This is a genomic window from Streptosporangium sp. NPDC002607, assembly GCF_053592655.1.
The window spans coordinates 25399-39269 of the sequence record NZ_JBSFWD010000002.1 but is presented as its reverse complement, the minus strand read 5'-3'; the positions used below and the strand labels follow the sequence as shown (position 1 = coordinate 39269).

Annotated in this window: 17 protein-coding genes; 9 read left to right on the top strand and 8 right to left on the bottom strand. The window is 70.7% G+C overall.

Annotated elements, in window-relative coordinates:
- The first annotated feature begins 13 nt into the window (after positions 1-13).
- Together dnaJ and ACWD3H_RS02670 are read left to right on the top strand one after the other, a co-directional pair.
- Positions 14-1153, top strand: a complete 1140-nt coding sequence (gene dnaJ / locus ACWD3H_RS02675; protein ID WP_355549136.1) for a molecular chaperone DnaJ — start codon at positions 14-16, stop codon at positions 1151-1153.
- 33 nt (positions 1154-1186) lie between these two features.
- The gene (locus ACWD3H_RS02670; RefSeq protein WP_451953787.1) at positions 1187-1918 is read left to right on the top strand and encodes a 16S rRNA (uracil(1498)-N(3))-methyltransferase; all 732 of its coding nucleotides are present in this window, start codon (positions 1187-1189) and stop codon (positions 1916-1918) included.
- A 160-nt stretch (positions 1919-2078) separates the two neighbouring features.
- Here ACWD3H_RS02670 and ACWD3H_RS02665 read toward each other — a convergent pair whose 3' ends face one another.
- Positions 2079-2774: a hypothetical protein gene (locus tag ACWD3H_RS02665; RefSeq protein ID WP_355549140.1), complete on the bottom strand. Its 696-nt coding sequence runs from the start codon at positions 2772-2774 to the stop codon at positions 2079-2081.
- Positions 2771-3250 carry a SigE family RNA polymerase sigma factor gene (locus tag ACWD3H_RS02660; RefSeq protein WP_043655278.1) on the bottom strand — a complete coding sequence of 160 codons (480 nt, stop codon included), beginning with the start codon at positions 3248-3250 and terminating at the stop codon, positions 2771-2773. Before ACWD3H_RS02660 ends, ACWD3H_RS02665 begins: the two co-directional genes overlap by 4 nt.
- Before the next feature lie 282 nt (positions 3251-3532).
- On the opposite strand from ACWD3H_RS02660, the gene ACWD3H_RS02655 reads away from it, so the two are divergent.
- The 7 genes from ACWD3H_RS02655 (at position 3533) to era (ending at position 9191) form a co-directional block, all read left to right on the top strand.
- On the top strand, positions 3533-3883 hold the full coding sequence (locus tag ACWD3H_RS02655) for a histidine triad nucleotide-binding protein (protein WP_030903982.1): 351 nt from the start codon (positions 3533-3535) through the stop codon (positions 3881-3883).
- Positions 3884-3975: 92 nt separating this feature from the next.
- Complete coding sequence (locus tag ACWD3H_RS02650) at positions 3976-5040, top strand: PhoH family protein (protein ID WP_350913248.1); 1065 nt, start codon at positions 3976-3978, stop codon at positions 5038-5040.
- Between the two features lie 55 nt (positions 5041-5095).
- Positions 5096-5578 carry an rRNA maturation RNase YbeY gene (gene ybeY / locus ACWD3H_RS02645; RefSeq protein WP_343979833.1) on the top strand — a complete coding sequence of 161 codons (483 nt, stop codon included), beginning with the start codon at positions 5096-5098 and terminating at the stop codon, positions 5576-5578.
- Positions 5575-6876: a hemolysin family protein gene (locus ACWD3H_RS02640; protein WP_355549143.1), complete on the top strand. Its 1302-nt coding sequence runs from the start codon at positions 5575-5577 to the stop codon at positions 6874-6876. Before ybeY ends, ACWD3H_RS02640 begins: the two co-directional genes overlap by 4 nt.
- A 365-nt stretch (positions 6877-7241) precedes the next feature.
- On the top strand, positions 7242-7868 hold the full coding sequence (locus ACWD3H_RS02635) for a hypothetical protein (protein WP_451953786.1): 627 nt from the start codon (positions 7242-7244) through the stop codon (positions 7866-7868).
- A 52-nt stretch (positions 7869-7920) separates the two neighbouring features.
- Complete coding sequence (locus tag ACWD3H_RS02630; protein WP_350913254.1) at positions 7921-8253, top strand: cytidine deaminase; 333 nt, start codon at positions 7921-7923, stop codon at positions 8251-8253.
- A gap of 17 nt (positions 8254-8270) precedes the next feature.
- Entirely contained in the window at positions 8271-9191 is a 921-nt protein-coding gene (gene era / locus ACWD3H_RS02625) for a GTPase Era (protein ID WP_350913256.1), read from the top strand.
- Between the two features lie 102 nt (positions 9192-9293).
- Here era and ACWD3H_RS02620 read toward each other — a convergent pair whose 3' ends face one another.
- The 6 genes from ACWD3H_RS02620 to ACWD3H_RS02595 form a co-directional block, all read right to left on the bottom strand.
- Entirely contained in the window at positions 9294-10010 is a 717-nt protein-coding gene (locus tag ACWD3H_RS02620; protein WP_451953785.1) for an urease accessory protein UreD, read from the bottom strand.
- Between the two features lie 102 nt (positions 10011-10112).
- The gene (gene ureG, locus ACWD3H_RS02615) at positions 10113-10781 is read right to left on the bottom strand and encodes an urease accessory protein UreG (protein ID WP_355549150.1); all 669 of its coding nucleotides are present in this window, start codon (positions 10779-10781) and stop codon (positions 10113-10115) included.
- Positions 10782-10808: 27 nt separating this feature from the next.
- Entirely contained in the window at positions 10809-11486 is a 678-nt protein-coding gene (locus tag ACWD3H_RS02610) for an urease accessory protein UreF (RefSeq protein ID WP_451953784.1), read from the bottom strand.
- A 28-nt stretch (positions 11487-11514) separates the two neighbouring features.
- Positions 11515-13242: an urease subunit alpha gene (locus tag ACWD3H_RS02605; protein ID WP_451953783.1), complete on the bottom strand. Its 1728-nt coding sequence runs from the start codon at positions 13240-13242 to the stop codon at positions 11515-11517.
- On the bottom strand, positions 13220-13546 hold the full coding sequence (locus tag ACWD3H_RS02600; RefSeq protein WP_030903960.1) for an urease subunit beta: 327 nt from the start codon (positions 13544-13546) through the stop codon (positions 13220-13222). Before ACWD3H_RS02600 ends, ACWD3H_RS02605 begins: the two co-directional genes overlap by 23 nt.
- 22 nt (positions 13547-13568) lie before the next feature.
- Positions 13569-13871: an urease subunit gamma gene (locus ACWD3H_RS02595; protein ID WP_343978549.1), complete on the bottom strand. Its 303-nt coding sequence runs from the start codon at positions 13869-13871 to the stop codon at positions 13569-13571.

The window sequence follows — 13871 nt, the reverse complement described above, 5'->3', positions numbered from 1 at the left end:
AGGTCAACGAAAAGTGGCTAAGAGCGACTACTACGGCACCCTCGGGGTGCGCCGTGACGCCAGTGCGGAAGAGATCAAGAAGGCGTACCGACGTCTGGCGCGCGAACTGCATCCTGACGTCAACCCCGACCCCGAGACTCAGGAGCGCTTCAAGGAGATCACCCAGGCCTACGAGGTCCTGTCCGACTCCAGCAAGCGGCAGATGTACGACATGGGGGCCGACCCGTTCGCCTCGGGCGGTGCGGGGGCCGGAGGCTTCGGTGCCGGTTTCCCGTTCAGCGACATCATGGACGCCTTCTTCGGTGCGGCCGGTGGCGGCGGCGGTCGCGGCCCCCGCTCGCGTGCCCGTCGCGGACGCAACGCCACCATCCGGGTCGAGCTCGACCTGCGCGAGTCGGGCTTCGGCACGACCCGTGAGCTGGTCGTCGACACCGCGGTGGTCTGCGAGGTCTGCACGGGTTCGGGCGCCGCCGCAGGCACCCACCCCGACACCTGTGACATGTGTCATGGCCGGGGCGAGGTCTCCCAGGTCACCCGCTCCTTCCTCGGCCAGGTCATGACCTCACGGCCCTGTCCCCAGTGCGGCGGCTTCGGGTCGATCATCCGCCACCCCTGCCAGGAGTGCTCCGGCGACGGCCGGGTCCGTACCCGGCGGACCATCAAGGTCCGCATCCCGGCCGGGGTGGAGGACGGCACCCACATCCAGCTCGCCGGAGAGGGTGAGATCGGCCCAGGTGGCGGCCCGCCCGGCGACCTGTTCCTGGAGATCGTCGAGCGCCCCCACGAGATCTTCGAGCGGCGCGGCGACGACCTGCACTGCACGGTGCAGATCCCGATGACCGCGGCCGCGCTCGGCACCATCCTGACCATGGAGACGCTCGACGGAGCCGAGGAGCTGGACATCCGTCCCGGTACGCAGTCGGGGCAGACGATCCCGCTCTACGGCCGCGGTGTGCAGCGCCTGAACGAGACCGGCCGCGGCGATCTGCTGATCCATGTGAACGTGGAGACCCCCTCCCGTCTCGATACGGCACAGGAGGAGCTGCTGAGGGAGCTCGCCAAGCTCCGCGGCGAGGAGCGCCCGCCCGGCAAGTTCGCCCCCGGGCAGCAGAGTTTCTTCTCCCGGCTGCGGGACGCCTTCAATGGCCGCTGACCCGGACCGCTCCCGCTCACGCCCCGACGGCTCATGACCGTTCCGGTCTTCCTGGCCGAACCCGCCGACCTGGCCAGGCCGGAGTTCGTCTTCGGCGGCCCCGAAGGGCGCCACGCGGCGGCCGTACGGCGGCTGCGGGCCGGGGAGCGGCTTGACCTGACGGACGGGGCGGGCTCCGTCGCCGAGTGCGTGGTGATCGAGGCGGGCAAGGATTCGCTCCGGGTCCAGGTACTGCGCCGTCACGAGGTGCCCGTGCCGTCCCCGCGTCTGGTCGTGGTCCAGGGGCTGCCCAAGGGCGACCGGGGCGAGCTGGCCGTGGAGATGATGACCGAGGCGGGGGTGGACGTGATCGTCCCCTGGGCCGCGGCCAGGTGTGTCACCCAGTGGAAGGGCGAGCGCGCGGCCAAGGCGCTGGCCCGCTGGCGCTCCACGGCGCGTGAGGCGGGCAAGCAGTCACGTCGCTTCCGCCTGCCCGAGGTGACCGAGCTCGCCTCCACCGCCGGGGTCGCCGCCCTGCTGTCGGCGGCGGCGCTCGGCGTCGTGCTGCACGAGGAGGCCGCCTCCCCGCTGTCCGGCCTGCCGCTCCCCGCGGGCGGCGACATCGTCGTGGTGGTCGGCCCGGAGGGTGGGGTGTCGCAGGAGGAGATCGCCGTCTTCCGCGAGGCCAAGGCGGTGCCGGCGCTGCTCGGGCCGACGGTGCTGCGTACCTCGACGGCCGGGGTCGTCGCGGCGGCGGTGCTCCAGACACGCAGCGGCCGCTGGTGATCCCCGGCCGGCGGTTCTGAGCCCCGCGCCCGGTGCCTTCCGCCTACCGCGTCGGGCACCGTGGCACGCCGCGGCTCCCTCCTCCGCCCCGTGGGACTCCTCCGCCTCGGGAGAGGCCGTCCGACCGATCCTCGGCACGCCGGGATCCGCCGGACAGGGCCTAGCTGCTGACCGGGGTCGGCGCGGGGATGCTCGCCTCCGTCGGCATCGGGGGCGACGCGTCATCGGACGGCCCGCACTCATTGGCCGAGCACGGGCTCTCCGAGGGAGCCGGCGGTCTCGTCTTCGTCGGCGCGGGGGTCGCCTCGGCCTCCTCGCACTGCTTGGAGATCCCGCTGGGGTCGACCGGCGGTTCGTCGAGGGGGGTGGGGCAGGTGGGCGTCGGCGTCGGCCTGGGAGCCGGCGGTGCCGGGGTCGCCTTGGAGGTCGGCCTCGTGCTGGGCGTCGTGCTCCTGGACGGCGTGGGCGTCGGCGGGAGCGTGCCGTTGCCCGCCTCCGACTTGCCGACGGCGGGGGGCTGGGCGGGGCCGGACGACGGCTGGGACGGAGCCGGGGGCCTTGAGGTGGCTGATCCGTCCGGCGGGGGAGTGGACTCGGTGAAGTTGACCGTGCCGGTGCTCACCTGGGGGATCACCTGTTCGCGGAACTGGGGGACCACCATGACGATGGTCGCCGCGACGAGGAGCGCACCGGCGACGGAGGCTCCGGTCCGCCACCACGTCAGCCAGCGGAGCCCACGTCGCTCGATACGGGCGCGAATTATCTCCAGCCCGTCAGGGGAGGGAACGACCGAGTTCGCCTCCGCGCTGAGCGCACGGCGGAGCAGCTCGCCGTACTCATCCGGGGAGTCGGTCATGACAGTTGCTCCAGTGAGGTTCGTAGGGCGGCCATGCCGCGAGCGGTGTGGCTCTTGACCGCGCCTTTGCTGATGCCCATCGCGTGGGCGATCTGCGCCTCGGACAGGTCTCCGTAGTAGCGCAGGACCAGGGCCTCCCGCTGGCGCGCGGGCAGCCCGCGGAGCGCCTCGATGACGGCGGAGCGCTCGAACTCGCCGATCGCCCCGTTCTCGGCGCTCGGCGCGTCGGGCATGCCCTTGGGCGCGTACTTCTCGACGACCGCCCGGTGCCGAAGCACCGAACGTGATCGGTTCACGACCGACTGTCGCAGGTAGGCCAGTGCCTTGTCGGTGTCGCGCAGGCGACGCCAGGCGCCATGGATGGCGACGAACGCGTCCTGCACGACCTCCTCCGCGGTCGCCATGTCGCGAACGAGGAGTACGGCGAGACGGACAAGAGACCGATAGTGCGCGCTGTAGAGCGCGGTAACGGCCATGTCGGCATCCCACCCGACGGGCGCCGCCCCGAGCGATCTGTCTGCCACGAGGGTCTCGGTGGTCACATCAGTGGGACGCTCGGCCTTCCCAGAGGGTTTACGCTCTTCCGGTTCATTAAGGGGCATGACCCAGTCGTGTCCTCGCCAGGCGGCCATATGGTGCTGTGCGCAAAGGCTGTCTTGGTTGAAGTTTTGCACAACCACCATATCCGGGCGGATCTTTGTTTGCTGGCGGGAACCATCACCGATTCACAACGTCCTCGGCGATAAGGTGCCTGCATGGTGAGCGAAGCCGACTGCCTGTTCTGCAAGATCGTGGCCGGGGAGATCCCCGCGGAGATCGTCTATGAGACCGATCGCACGCTGGCCTTCCGTGACGTCAACCCCCAGGCGCCGACCCATGTGCTGGTGGTCCCCAGGGAGCACCATCGGGACGCCGCGGCGCTGGCGGCCGCCGACCAGGGGCTGGCCGACGACGTGCTCAAGACCGCGCACGCGGTCGCCAGTCAGGAGGGAGTCGCGGAATCGGGCTACCGGCTGGTGTTCAACACCGGACCCGAGGCCGGTCAGACCGTCTTCCACGTGCATGGACACGTGATCGGGGGGCGCGGGCTGAAGTGGCCGCCCGGCTGAAAACCGGCAAGCGCGATCCTGGCGATCACGGATACGATGGCGTTGAAGTTCCACGCCTATATCTGGAGGCGAACAGGCCGTAGGGCCAGCTCATGTCCGAGACAAACGATTCCAGCAGAACGTCGCCGAGGTCCAGGGGTTCCAGCCGGACTCAGGCAAAGGTGGTGATTCCGGACGATCAGTCGATGGTCAGCCTGCTGGGCTCGCGCGATGAGCTGTTGCGCGTCATCGAGGGCGCCTTTCGCGCCGACATCCACGTCCGGGGCAACGAGATCACCGTCACCGGCAGCCCGGAGGAGAGCAGCACCGTGGTGCGGCTCTTCGAGGAGATGTCCGAACTCGTCCGCGGAGGCGCGCAGCTCACGGTCGACGCGGTCGAGCGCAGCATCGCCATGTTGCGGATGACCTCCGACCGTCCCGCCGAGGTGCTCTCGCTGGACATCATCTCCTCGCGGGGCCGGACCATCCGCCCGAAGACCGTGAACCAGAAGCGGTACGTCGACGCGATCGACAAGTTCACCGTCGTCTTCGGCATCGGCCCGGCCGGCACGGGCAAGACCTACCTCGCGATGGCGAAGGCCGTGAAGGCCCTCCAGGAGAAGAAGGTCAACCGGATCATCCTCACCCGCCCCGCGGTCGAGGCGGGCGAGCGGCTGGGCTTCCTGCCGGGAACGCTCTACGAGAAGATCGACCCTTACCTGCGCCCGCTCTACGACGCGCTGCACGACATGCTCGATCCCGAGTCGATCCCCCGGCTGATGGCCGCGGGCACGATCGAGGTGGCCCCCCTCGCCTACATGCGGGGCCGCACGCTCAACGACGCCTACATCATCCTGGACGAGGCGCAGAACACCTCGCCGGAGCAGATGAAGATGTTCCTGACCCGGCTGGGGTTCAACTCGAAGATCGTCGTCACCGGCGACGTCACCCAGGTCGACCTGCCGAACGGCACGCAGAGCGGTCTGCGGGTCGTCCAGGACATCCTCGAAGGCATCTCTGACATCCACTTCAGCCGTCTGACCAGCGACGACGTGGTGCGCCACAAGCTGGTGGGCGACATCGTGGACGCGTACGGGCGCTATGACGAGACGCAGCGCCAACGCGCGCCGCAGCAGATCAAGGGCATGGTCAAGCAGCGTCCTCGGGAGAGGACATGAGCGCGGAACGATTCCGGAGCGGGTCGCGCGGCACGGGGGAAGCAGGGGGGGACCTGTGAGCGTCGAGGTCAACAACGAGTCCGGCGTCGAGATCGACGAGGGGCTCATCGTCTCGCTGGCCGGGCATGTGCTGGAGCGGATGGGCATCAACCCGCTCGCCGAGCTGTCGATCCTGGTCGTCGACGAGGAGACCATGTCGGTTCTGCACGAACGGTGGATGGGGGAGCCGGGCCCCACGGACGTGCTCGCCTTCCCGATGGACGAGCTGCGGCCGGGACCGGGCGCGGGGGCACGGCAGGAGGGTGACTCGCCCACCGACCCGGCGCTCCTCGGTGACGTGGTGCTCTGCCCGCAGGTGGCCGCCAAGCAGGGGGCCGAGGCCGGGCACGGCACCGAGGCCGAGCTGGAGTTGCTGTGCACGCACGGCATCCTCCACCTGCTCGGCTACGACCACGCCGAGCCCGAGGAGCACAAGGAGATGTTCGGCCTTCAGGGCGAGCTTCTGGAGTCGTGGCAGGAGGTGCGCCCCCAGCGGTGAACCTCGCCAACGGGTGGTTGTTCTCCGCCGTCGTCCTCGTCGTGGTCGGCGGGTTGATCGCCAGCGCGGAGACGGCTCTGACTCGTATCTCAAGGGTTCGCGCGGAGGAGTTCGTCCGTGACGGCCGCCGGGGCGCGGTGCGTCTGCAGGCCATCGTCGCCGACCCGCCGCGCTACCTGAACCTCCTGCTCCTGCTCCGGCTGAGCTGCGAGCTGGTCGCCACGGTGATCGGCACGCTGCTCTTCATCGACTGGCTCGGGGACCAGGGCTGGGCCTACGCCGCGGCGGCGGCGGTCATGATCGTCGTCAGTTACGTGATCGTCGGGGTCTCCCCGCGCACGCTGGGCCGCCAGCACGCCGAGCCCATCGCGCTCGCCAGCGCCCCCGTGGTGTACGGCCTGACCCGGATCTTCGGCCCCCTGCCCAAGCTGCTCATCCTGCTCGGCAACGCGGTGACGCCGGGCAAGGGCTTTCGCGAGGGCCCCTTCACCTCCGAGGCGGAGCTGCGGGACCTGGTCGATCTGGCCGAGGAGCGCAGGGTCATCGAGCCAGACGAGCGGGAGATGATCCATTCGGTCTTCGAGCTCGGCGACACCCTGGTCCGCGAGGTCATGGTGCCCCGCACCGACATGGTGTTCATCGAGCGCGGCAAGACGCTGAGCCAGGCCATGTCCCTCGCGCTGCGCAGCGGTTTCTCCCGGATTCCCGTGGTCGGCGAGAACGAGGACGACGTCATCGGCATCGCCTACCTCAAGGACATCGCACGCCGGGTGCAGGACACCGGTGACGACGGGCGCGCCGAGCCGGTGGAGTCCATCATGCGCCCGGCCACCTACGTGCCGGAGAGCAAGCCGATCGACCAACTGCTGCGCGAGATGCAGGCCCGCCAGATCCACCAGGCCATCGTCATCGACGAGTACGGTGGCACGGCCGGCCTGGTCACCATCGAGGACATCCTGGAAGAGATCGTCGGTGAGATCACCGACGAGTACGACCAGGAGGTCCCCAGGGTGGAGCCGCTTGAGGGCGGCGCGGTACGGGTGACCGCCAGGCTCCCGGTGGACGATCTGGAAGACCTGTTCGGCATCGAACTGGAGGTCGACGACGTCGAGACCGTCGGAGGGCTGCTGGCACACGCGCTGGGCCGGGTGCCGATCGCCGGTTCCCAGGCGGTGGTGGAGGGTCTCAGCCTGACGGCCGAGAGCCTCGCCGGGCGTCGCAACCGGATCGGCACGGTCCTCGTCACCAGGATCGCCCCCGCGGAGCCCGACTCGGTCTCGGCCTCCCCCGACCAGTGACGGGCTGGGGCGGTGGATTTGCCCCAAGTCGTCCGCAAGTGCTCTGCAAGCGGCACGGGTGATGCTTCTCGCACGGCACCTGGTCGCGCGGGAGCCGGTGGGAGATCCCCGCGTCCGGAGGGGTTCGCGGCGCGTGGGTCGGCTCACGGGGGAGAAGAGTTCACGTAGGGCTTCGTGGCCGTCCTGCGTCACTCGCTTAGGGGTGTTCTCGACCGTGAAATACGGTTGAGGGCACCCTTAGGCGTTTCTTAATGATTGCCGCTTTTGCGGACGGGGAAGAAAGCGAGTCGGCGAGGACGAGACGCCTCGCACATGACATCGGGGGGATGGTCATGACGCGGGGGATGAATATTGTCGTTTTTGCGGTGTTATGTGGACTTATCGTGGGCGGGGCGGCCGGATGCGCCGGCGGAGCGGGGGCCGGCGACGCGATGGACGGCGCCGCGGAGCTGAACCGGCTGCGGGGAGTGCTCGACGAGACACGAGGGCTGCCCGACGGGTTCTCGGCCCGTCCGCGGGACGGCTGGCGCGCCCCGTTCCAGCCGGTGAACGAGGACTGCCGGCTCGTTCTCGACACCGCGGGAGGCAGGCCGCCGCAGCGGGCACTGGGGGCGCGGGCGGCCGTGACCTACCAGGGTGACGGAGTCGGGGAGCTGGCCGGATTCGGTCTGGCCTCCTACCGCGGTGACGACGCCGAGCTTCACTTCAACGAGCTCACGGAGGCGCTGAGCGGCTGTCCGGTCGCACGTGCCCAGGTGGCGGGCCGCGGCACCGCTCTTCGGGTCTCCCCCCTGAACCTGGCAGGGGTCGGTGACGAGGTGCAGGCCAGGCGGCTGAACGGAAAGCTGAACGGATATCCGTACGAGATGCACCTGGTGTTCGCCCTCAGCGGCCATACCCTGATCTCACTGGTGCACGCCGGTGTCAGGGACGTCGACGCCGAGCGCACCCGGGAGCTCGCCCGCCTGCTGGTCGACGAGGTCGCCGCCTGAGCGAGGCGGCAGCCGTGTCGTTTTGGTGCCGGGAGCTGAATACCCTTGTGCTGTGAGTGACGCGACCCTCGATCCCGAGGACAAGAAGATCATCGTGCTGGCCCGTTCCGCCCGTGCACGCAACGGAGCCGCCGAGGGCGCGGCCGTACGGGACGAGACAGGCCGGACCTACTCGGCGACCAACGTGGCGCTGCCGTCGCTGACCCTGTCGGCGATCCAGGTCGCCGTGGCGATGGCGGTGTCCGGTGGAGCGGAGTCGCTGGAGGCGGCCGCGCTGGTCACCGCGGGTGAGGGGCCCTCCGACGACGACACGCGGGCGGTCCGCGACCTGGGTGCCGAGACCCTGCTCGTGGCCGGTCCTGACGGGACACCGCGTCAGAGCTGAGTCCGGCATCGGCGACAATGGTTGACGTGAGTTCCTCAGCTGCTGATTTCCATGCCGGTTTCGCCTGCTTCGTCGGCCGGCCCAACGTCGGCAAGTCCACGCTGATGAACGCGTTGGTCGGCACGAAGGTGGCGATCACCTCCTCCAAGCCCCAGACGACCCGCCGGGCCATCCGTGGCATCGTGCACCGCCCCGACTCCCAGCTCGTCATCGTCGACACGCCGGGCCTGCACCGGCCCCGCACGCTCCTGGGTGAGCGGCTGGACAGCCTGGTGCTCTCCACCCTCACCGAGGTCGACGTGATCGGCTTCTGCGTGCCCGCCAACGAGCCCATCGGCAAGGGCGACCGGTTCATCGCCGAGAAGCTCGCGGGCGTCAAGAAGACCCCGGTGGTCGCCGTGGTGACCAAGTGCGACCTGGCGACCCGCGAGCAGATCGCCGCGCAGCTGCTCGCGGTCTCCCAGCTCGCCGAGTTCGATGACATCGTGCCGGTCTCCGCGCAGTCGGGTGAGCAGCTCGACGTGCTGGCCGACGTGCTGGTCCAGCGCCTGCCCCAGAGCCCGCCGCTGTACGAGGGAGGACAGCTCACCGACGAGCCCGAGCAGGTGCTGGTCGGCGAGCTGATCCGGGAGGCGGCCCTGGAGGGGGTGCGCGACGAGTTGCCGCATTCGATCGCGGTGGTCGTCGACGAGATGCTTCCCAGACAGGGGCGTGACGACCTCCTCGACATCTACGCTCACATGTTCGTCGAGCGTCCGTCCCAGAAGGCCATCGTGATCGGGCACAAGGGCTCCCGGCTGAAGGATGTCGGCAGCCGCGCCCGCCGGCAGATCGAGGCGCTCCTCGGCACCCGCGTCTACCTCGACCTGCGCATCAGCGTCGCCAAGGACTGGCAGCGCGACCCCAAGCAGCTCCGCCGCCTGGGTTTCTACGACTGACGGTTCCCGGCACGGCGGCGCGAGCCGCGGCTGTGCGGGCCCGGCTCCCGGGGACCGTGGCGGTGCTCCCTCAGTGCTCCCTCAGTGCTCCCTCAGTGCCCCTCAGCGGCGGTCGGTGATGGCCTCCTCTCCCTGCCCGAGCCGTCGCCGCAGCTCGACCGCGTCCCGGCCGAGCGCGGAGACCAGGGTGGCCGGCCCGGCCAGGGGCAGGGCGGCCCAGCCCTGGCCGACCACCGTCTCCGGCGCCCGGCCGGTGATCAGGATGCTGCCCACGCAGCGGGCGTCGCCGTAGACGGCGGGACTGCCGTCGATCTCCGGGTCGCCCACCACGAACTCCTGCCGGAGCAGCGGGACCCCTCCGAGAACGGCGTCGAAGCGTGAGTGGCAGCGTCCGGGGCGCTCGCCGTACCGGCCGAAGACGATCTCCTCGCGCCAGCGCACCCGCGCGTCCTCGGCCAGATCGAGCCGGACGACCATGCGGTGCAGGCAGCCCGCCGCGAGCACCGTCGGTTCTGGCGCGAACCTGAGCGAGGCGCCCGCGCCGACCCGGGCCGTGATCGTCATCAGTGACTCGGCCCCCGCGGGGCCGGGCAGCACCAGAGTGCTCGCGACCGACCGCACCTCCAGTTCGGTTCCCGGCGCCACCTCGATGTCGAGGGCCAGATCGTCACCGCCCAGCGGACCCGCCGCGGTGGACACCAGGTGCACCCGGCCGGGCGCGGTCGCCCGCAGCGTGAGCGGTGGGCCGGAACGCATCGTGGCGAGGACGGTCCGGCCGGCCGCGTCCCGCCGGGTGGCGATCGCCGCCCGCGCCCTCATCGCCCGCCGTCCTGCCTGCTCCGGCCGTGGTACGGACCCCGCCGGCGCCGGCGCCGGAGCGGGCAGGACGGGTGCGGGGACCGGGTCGGTGAGGGGCATGGGTCAGGCGTGGGAGTGCTCGTGGGCCCAGGACTCGACGAGGCCGGTGACCCATTCGGAGACCGCGTACGCTCGTGGATCCTCCCTGATCGAGGTGAAAAGCACGGGTTTGCCGTCCCGTACGGCCGCCGCGTCGCGTGACATGACCGTGAGGTCCGCGCCGACCATCGGGGCCAGATCGGTCTTGTTGATCACGAGCAGGTCGGCCGTCGTCACGCCGGGGCCGCCCTTGCGCGGGACCTTGTCGCCGCCGGACACGTCCAGCACGAAGATCTGCCGATCGGCCAGGCCCCTGCTGAAGGTGGCGGTGAGGTTGTCCCCGCCGCTCTCCACGATCACCAGGTCGAGCGGGCCGAACCGCTCCTCCAGGGTCTCCACCGCGTCGAGGTTGGCCGCGATGTCGTCCCGGATGGCGGTGTGCGGGCAGCACCCGGTCTGCACGGCGACGATCCGCTCCGGGTCGAGCACGCCCGCCCTGCGCAGGAAGTCGGCGTCCTCGGTGGTGTAGATGTCGTTGGTGACCACGCCCAGGTGCATGAACGGGCCGAGTGTCCGGCACAGCGCCGCGGTCAGCGCGGTCTTGCCGCTGCCGACGGGGCCTCCGATGCCCAGGCGTAACGCCCGGCCGTGCGGGTCGGCCGCATGGTGGTGGTCGTCGTGGTTGGCGCCCATATGGGTCACCGTCCTTCCAGATGGTCGTCAGGAGACGAAAAGCCGTAGATCCGCACGAATGTGGTGTTCGGCGAGCAGGTCGAGCGCGGGGGAGGCATGCGCGGGCAGCGCCTCCCAGCCGGTGGGGACGGTGGCCGCGACCCTTTCCAAGGCCGGGGCGAGATCGGCGAGCAGTCGGTGGACGGCGACGGGGTCGAGGCCGAGCAGCCGTACCGCCGCCGTGGCGGGTCCGGTGACGGAGGTGTAGGCCGCCGCGAGGGCGGCCTCGGCGGGGGAGCATCCCGCCACGGCCGCCACCGCGCCGAGCGCGAGGGGATGGTGGGCGCCCTGGGGCAGGGCCCCGGCCAGCGTGTCGAGCACCGGGGAGGGCCAGATCCTCCGCGAGGTCCGCAGCAGCAGCCTGCCCTGGGTGCGGCTCGCCTCCCGCTGGGCGGGCGAGGAGATCCTGGCGTCTGCCTCCGCGTCCAGCCGCGTCCACTCCGGGCGGCCGGTCGCCGCGGGGGGAGACGCGCCGAGATCGCAGGCCGCGGCGGCGAGGGCGGCCGTCACCAGGCCCGCGGTGGCCAGCCGGCCCCGCAGGAAGGCGGCGAGGCCGGCGAGGTCGTGGATCGCGCCGATCCTGACCGCCTCCTCGGCGCCACCGGAGTGACCGTGCCCCCCGGCGGGCAGCCGGGAATCGGCCAGCAGCAGCAGCGCGGCGTTCATCCGGGGCTCCCTTCGGCCGGGCAGGAGATCAGAACAGGAAGTAGCGCTGGGTCATGGGCAGGGTCTCGGCGGGGGCGGGTTCGATCAGGTCGCCGTCGACGCTGACCGCGAAGGTGTCGGGGTCGACGTCGATCCTGGGCATGGCGTCGTTCAGCGGCATGCTCTCCTTGCCCCTGCGGCGGACGTCGGCCACCGGCAGCAGGCGCCTGCGTACGGCCAGCCGGTCGGCGAGGCCGTCCTCGATCGCTAGCGGGGCGACGAAGTGGACGGACGTGGCGGCGGCGGTGACCGGGGCGGCACCGAACATCGGGCGCGGCATGACCGGCTGCGGGGTCGGGATGGAGGCGTTCGCGTCGCCCATCTGGGCGTAGGCGATCACACCGCCCTTGACCACCAGGTTCGGTTTGATACCGAAGAAGGCCGGGTCCCACAGGACCAGGTCGGCCAGCTTGCCGGTCTCCACCGAGCCGACCTCGCCGTCCAGGCCGTGGGCCACGGCCGGGCAGATCGTGTACTTGGCGACGTAGCGCCGGGCCCGGAGGTTGTCGGCGGGGCCGTCACCCGGCAGAGCCCCCCGACGGCGCTTCATCACGTGCGCGGTCTGCCAGGTCCGGATGATCGTCTCGCCCACCCGGCCCATCGCCTGCGAGTCCGAGCCGATCATCGAGATCGCGCCCATGTCGTGCAGGATGTCCTCGGCCGCCATTGTGGACGGCCGGATCCGGGACTCGGCGAACGCCAGGTCCTCGGGGATGGACGGGTTGAGGTGGTGGCAGACCATCAGCATGTCGAGGTGCTCGTCGAGCGTGTTGACGGTGTGCGGGCGGGTCGGGTTGGTCGAGGACGGCAGGATGTTGCCGTAGGAGGCGACCCGGATGATGTCGGGCGCGTGCCCGCCGCCGGCTCCCTCGGTGTGGTAGGCGTGGATCATCCGGTCGCCGATCGCCGCCAGCGTCGACTCCACGAACCCGGCCTCGTTGAGGGTGTCGGTGTGGATCGTGACCTGGGTGCCGGTGGCATCGGCCACCGACAGGCAGGCGTCGATGGCGGCCGGGGTGGTGCCCCAGTCCTCGTGCAGCTTGAAACCGGAGGCCCCGGCGCGGAGCTGTTCCAGCAGCCCCTCGCGGCTGACCGTGTTGCCCTTGCCGAGCAGCGCGACGTTGATCGGGTAGGAGTCGAGAGACTCCAGCATCCGGGCGAGATACCAGGTGCCGGTGACGGTGGTGGCCTTGGTGCCCTCGGCGGGCCCGGTGCCGCCGCCCACGATGGTCGTCACTCCCGCGGCGAGGGCCTCGTCGAGGATCTGCGGGCAGATCAGGTGGACGTGGGAGTCGATCGCCCCGGCGGTCAGGATCTTCCCGTTGCCCGCGAGGATCTCGGTCGAGGGGCCGATCACCAGGTCCGGATGAACACCGTCCATGGTGTCGGGGTTTCCGGCCTTGCCGATCGCCACGATACGGCCGTCCCTGACTCCGATGTCCGCCTTGACCACGCCCCAGTGGTCGAGGATCACCGCGCCGGTGATCACCAGGTCGGGTGCGCCCTCGGCCCTGGTGGTCCTGGCCTGGCCCATCGACTCCCTGATGACCTTGCCGCCGCCGAAGACCGCCTCGTCGCCCGCTCCGGCGGGGCCCGTCGACAGGTCCTCGGTGACCTCGATGAGCAGGTCGGTGTCCGCCAGCCTGATCCGATCACCGACGGTGGGGCCGTAGAGCGCGGCGTAGCGGGATCGTTCAATGAACACCGGGACTCCCATCGAGAGGTCCGGCCCATTCGGGACGGAGACCGGGGACGATCCGCAGCCCGCCGATCGGCACGAGGGTCACGTCGCGCTCCACACCGGGTTCGAACCGCACCGCCGTACCCGCGGGGACGTCGAGCCGGGTGCCCCAGGCCGCCTGGCGGTCGAACTCCAGGCCGGGGTTGCACGCGGAGAAGTGGTAGTGCGAGCCGACCTGGATCGGCCGGTCCGCGGTGTTGACGACGCGGACGGTGACGCGCTCGCGGCCCGGATTGAGCGGGATGGGCGTGTCGCCGTACAGGATCTCGCCGGGTGTCATCGGCGCTCACCGCTCCTTGGGGTCACGGGATCGGCTGGTGGACGGTGACGAGCTTGGTGCCGTCGGGGAAGGTGGCCTCGATCTGCACGGACGACAGCATCTCGGGCACCCCCTCCATGACGTCGTCGCGGGAGAGCACCTTGCGCCCCGCCTCCATCAGTTCGGCGACGGTCCGCCCGTCCCTGGCCCCCTCCATGAGGAAGGACGCGATGATCGCGGTGGCCTCGGGGTGGTTGAGCCGGAGGCCACGTGACCTGCGGTCGCGGGCGAGACCGGCGGCGACGTGGATGAGCAGGCGTTCCTGCTCGTGTGGTGTGAGCCGCAT

Bases quoted from the DNA above. Each gene is read 5' to 3' on its own strand.
- ACWD3H_RS02595 (WP_343978549.1), bottom strand. From the start codon at position 13,871: ATGCGGCTCACACCACACGAGCAGGAACGCCTGCTCATCCACGTCGCC.
- ACWD3H_RS02610 (WP_451953784.1), bottom strand. From the start codon at position 11,486: ATGAACGCCGCGCTGCTGCTGCTGGCCGATTCCCGGCTGCCCGCCGGG.
- ACWD3H_RS02665 (WP_355549140.1), bottom strand. From the start codon at position 2,774: ATGACCGACTCCCCGGATGAGTACGGCGAGCTGCTCCGCCGTGCGCTC.
- ACWD3H_RS02650 (WP_350913248.1), top strand. From the start codon at position 3,976: ATGTCCGAGACAAACGATTCCAGCAGAACGTCGCCGAGGTCCAGGGGT.
- ACWD3H_RS02600 (WP_030903960.1), bottom strand. From the start codon at position 13,546: ATGACACCCGGCGAGATCCTGTACGGCGACACGCCCATCCCGCTCAAT.
- ureG (WP_355549150.1), bottom strand. From the start codon at position 10,781: ATGGGCGCCAACCACGACGACCACCACCATGCGGCCGACCCGCACGGC.
- ACWD3H_RS02660 (WP_043655278.1), bottom strand. From the start codon at position 3,250: ATGGCCGTTACCGCGCTCTACAGCGCGCACTATCGGTCTCTTGTCCGT.
- ACWD3H_RS02605 (WP_451953783.1), bottom strand. From the start codon at position 13,242: ATGGGAGTCCCGGTGTTCATTGAACGATCCCGCTACGCCGCGCTCTAC.
- ACWD3H_RS02620 (WP_451953785.1), bottom strand. From the start codon at position 10,010: ATGAGGGCGCGGGCGGCGATCGCCACCCGGCGGGACGCGGCCGGCCGG.
- era (WP_350913256.1), top strand. From the start codon at position 8,271: ATGGTTGACGTGAGTTCCTCAGCTGCTGATTTCCATGCCGGTTTCGCC.
- ACWD3H_RS02670 (WP_451953787.1), top strand. From the start codon at position 1,187: ATGACCGTTCCGGTCTTCCTGGCCGAACCCGCCGACCTGGCCAGGCCG.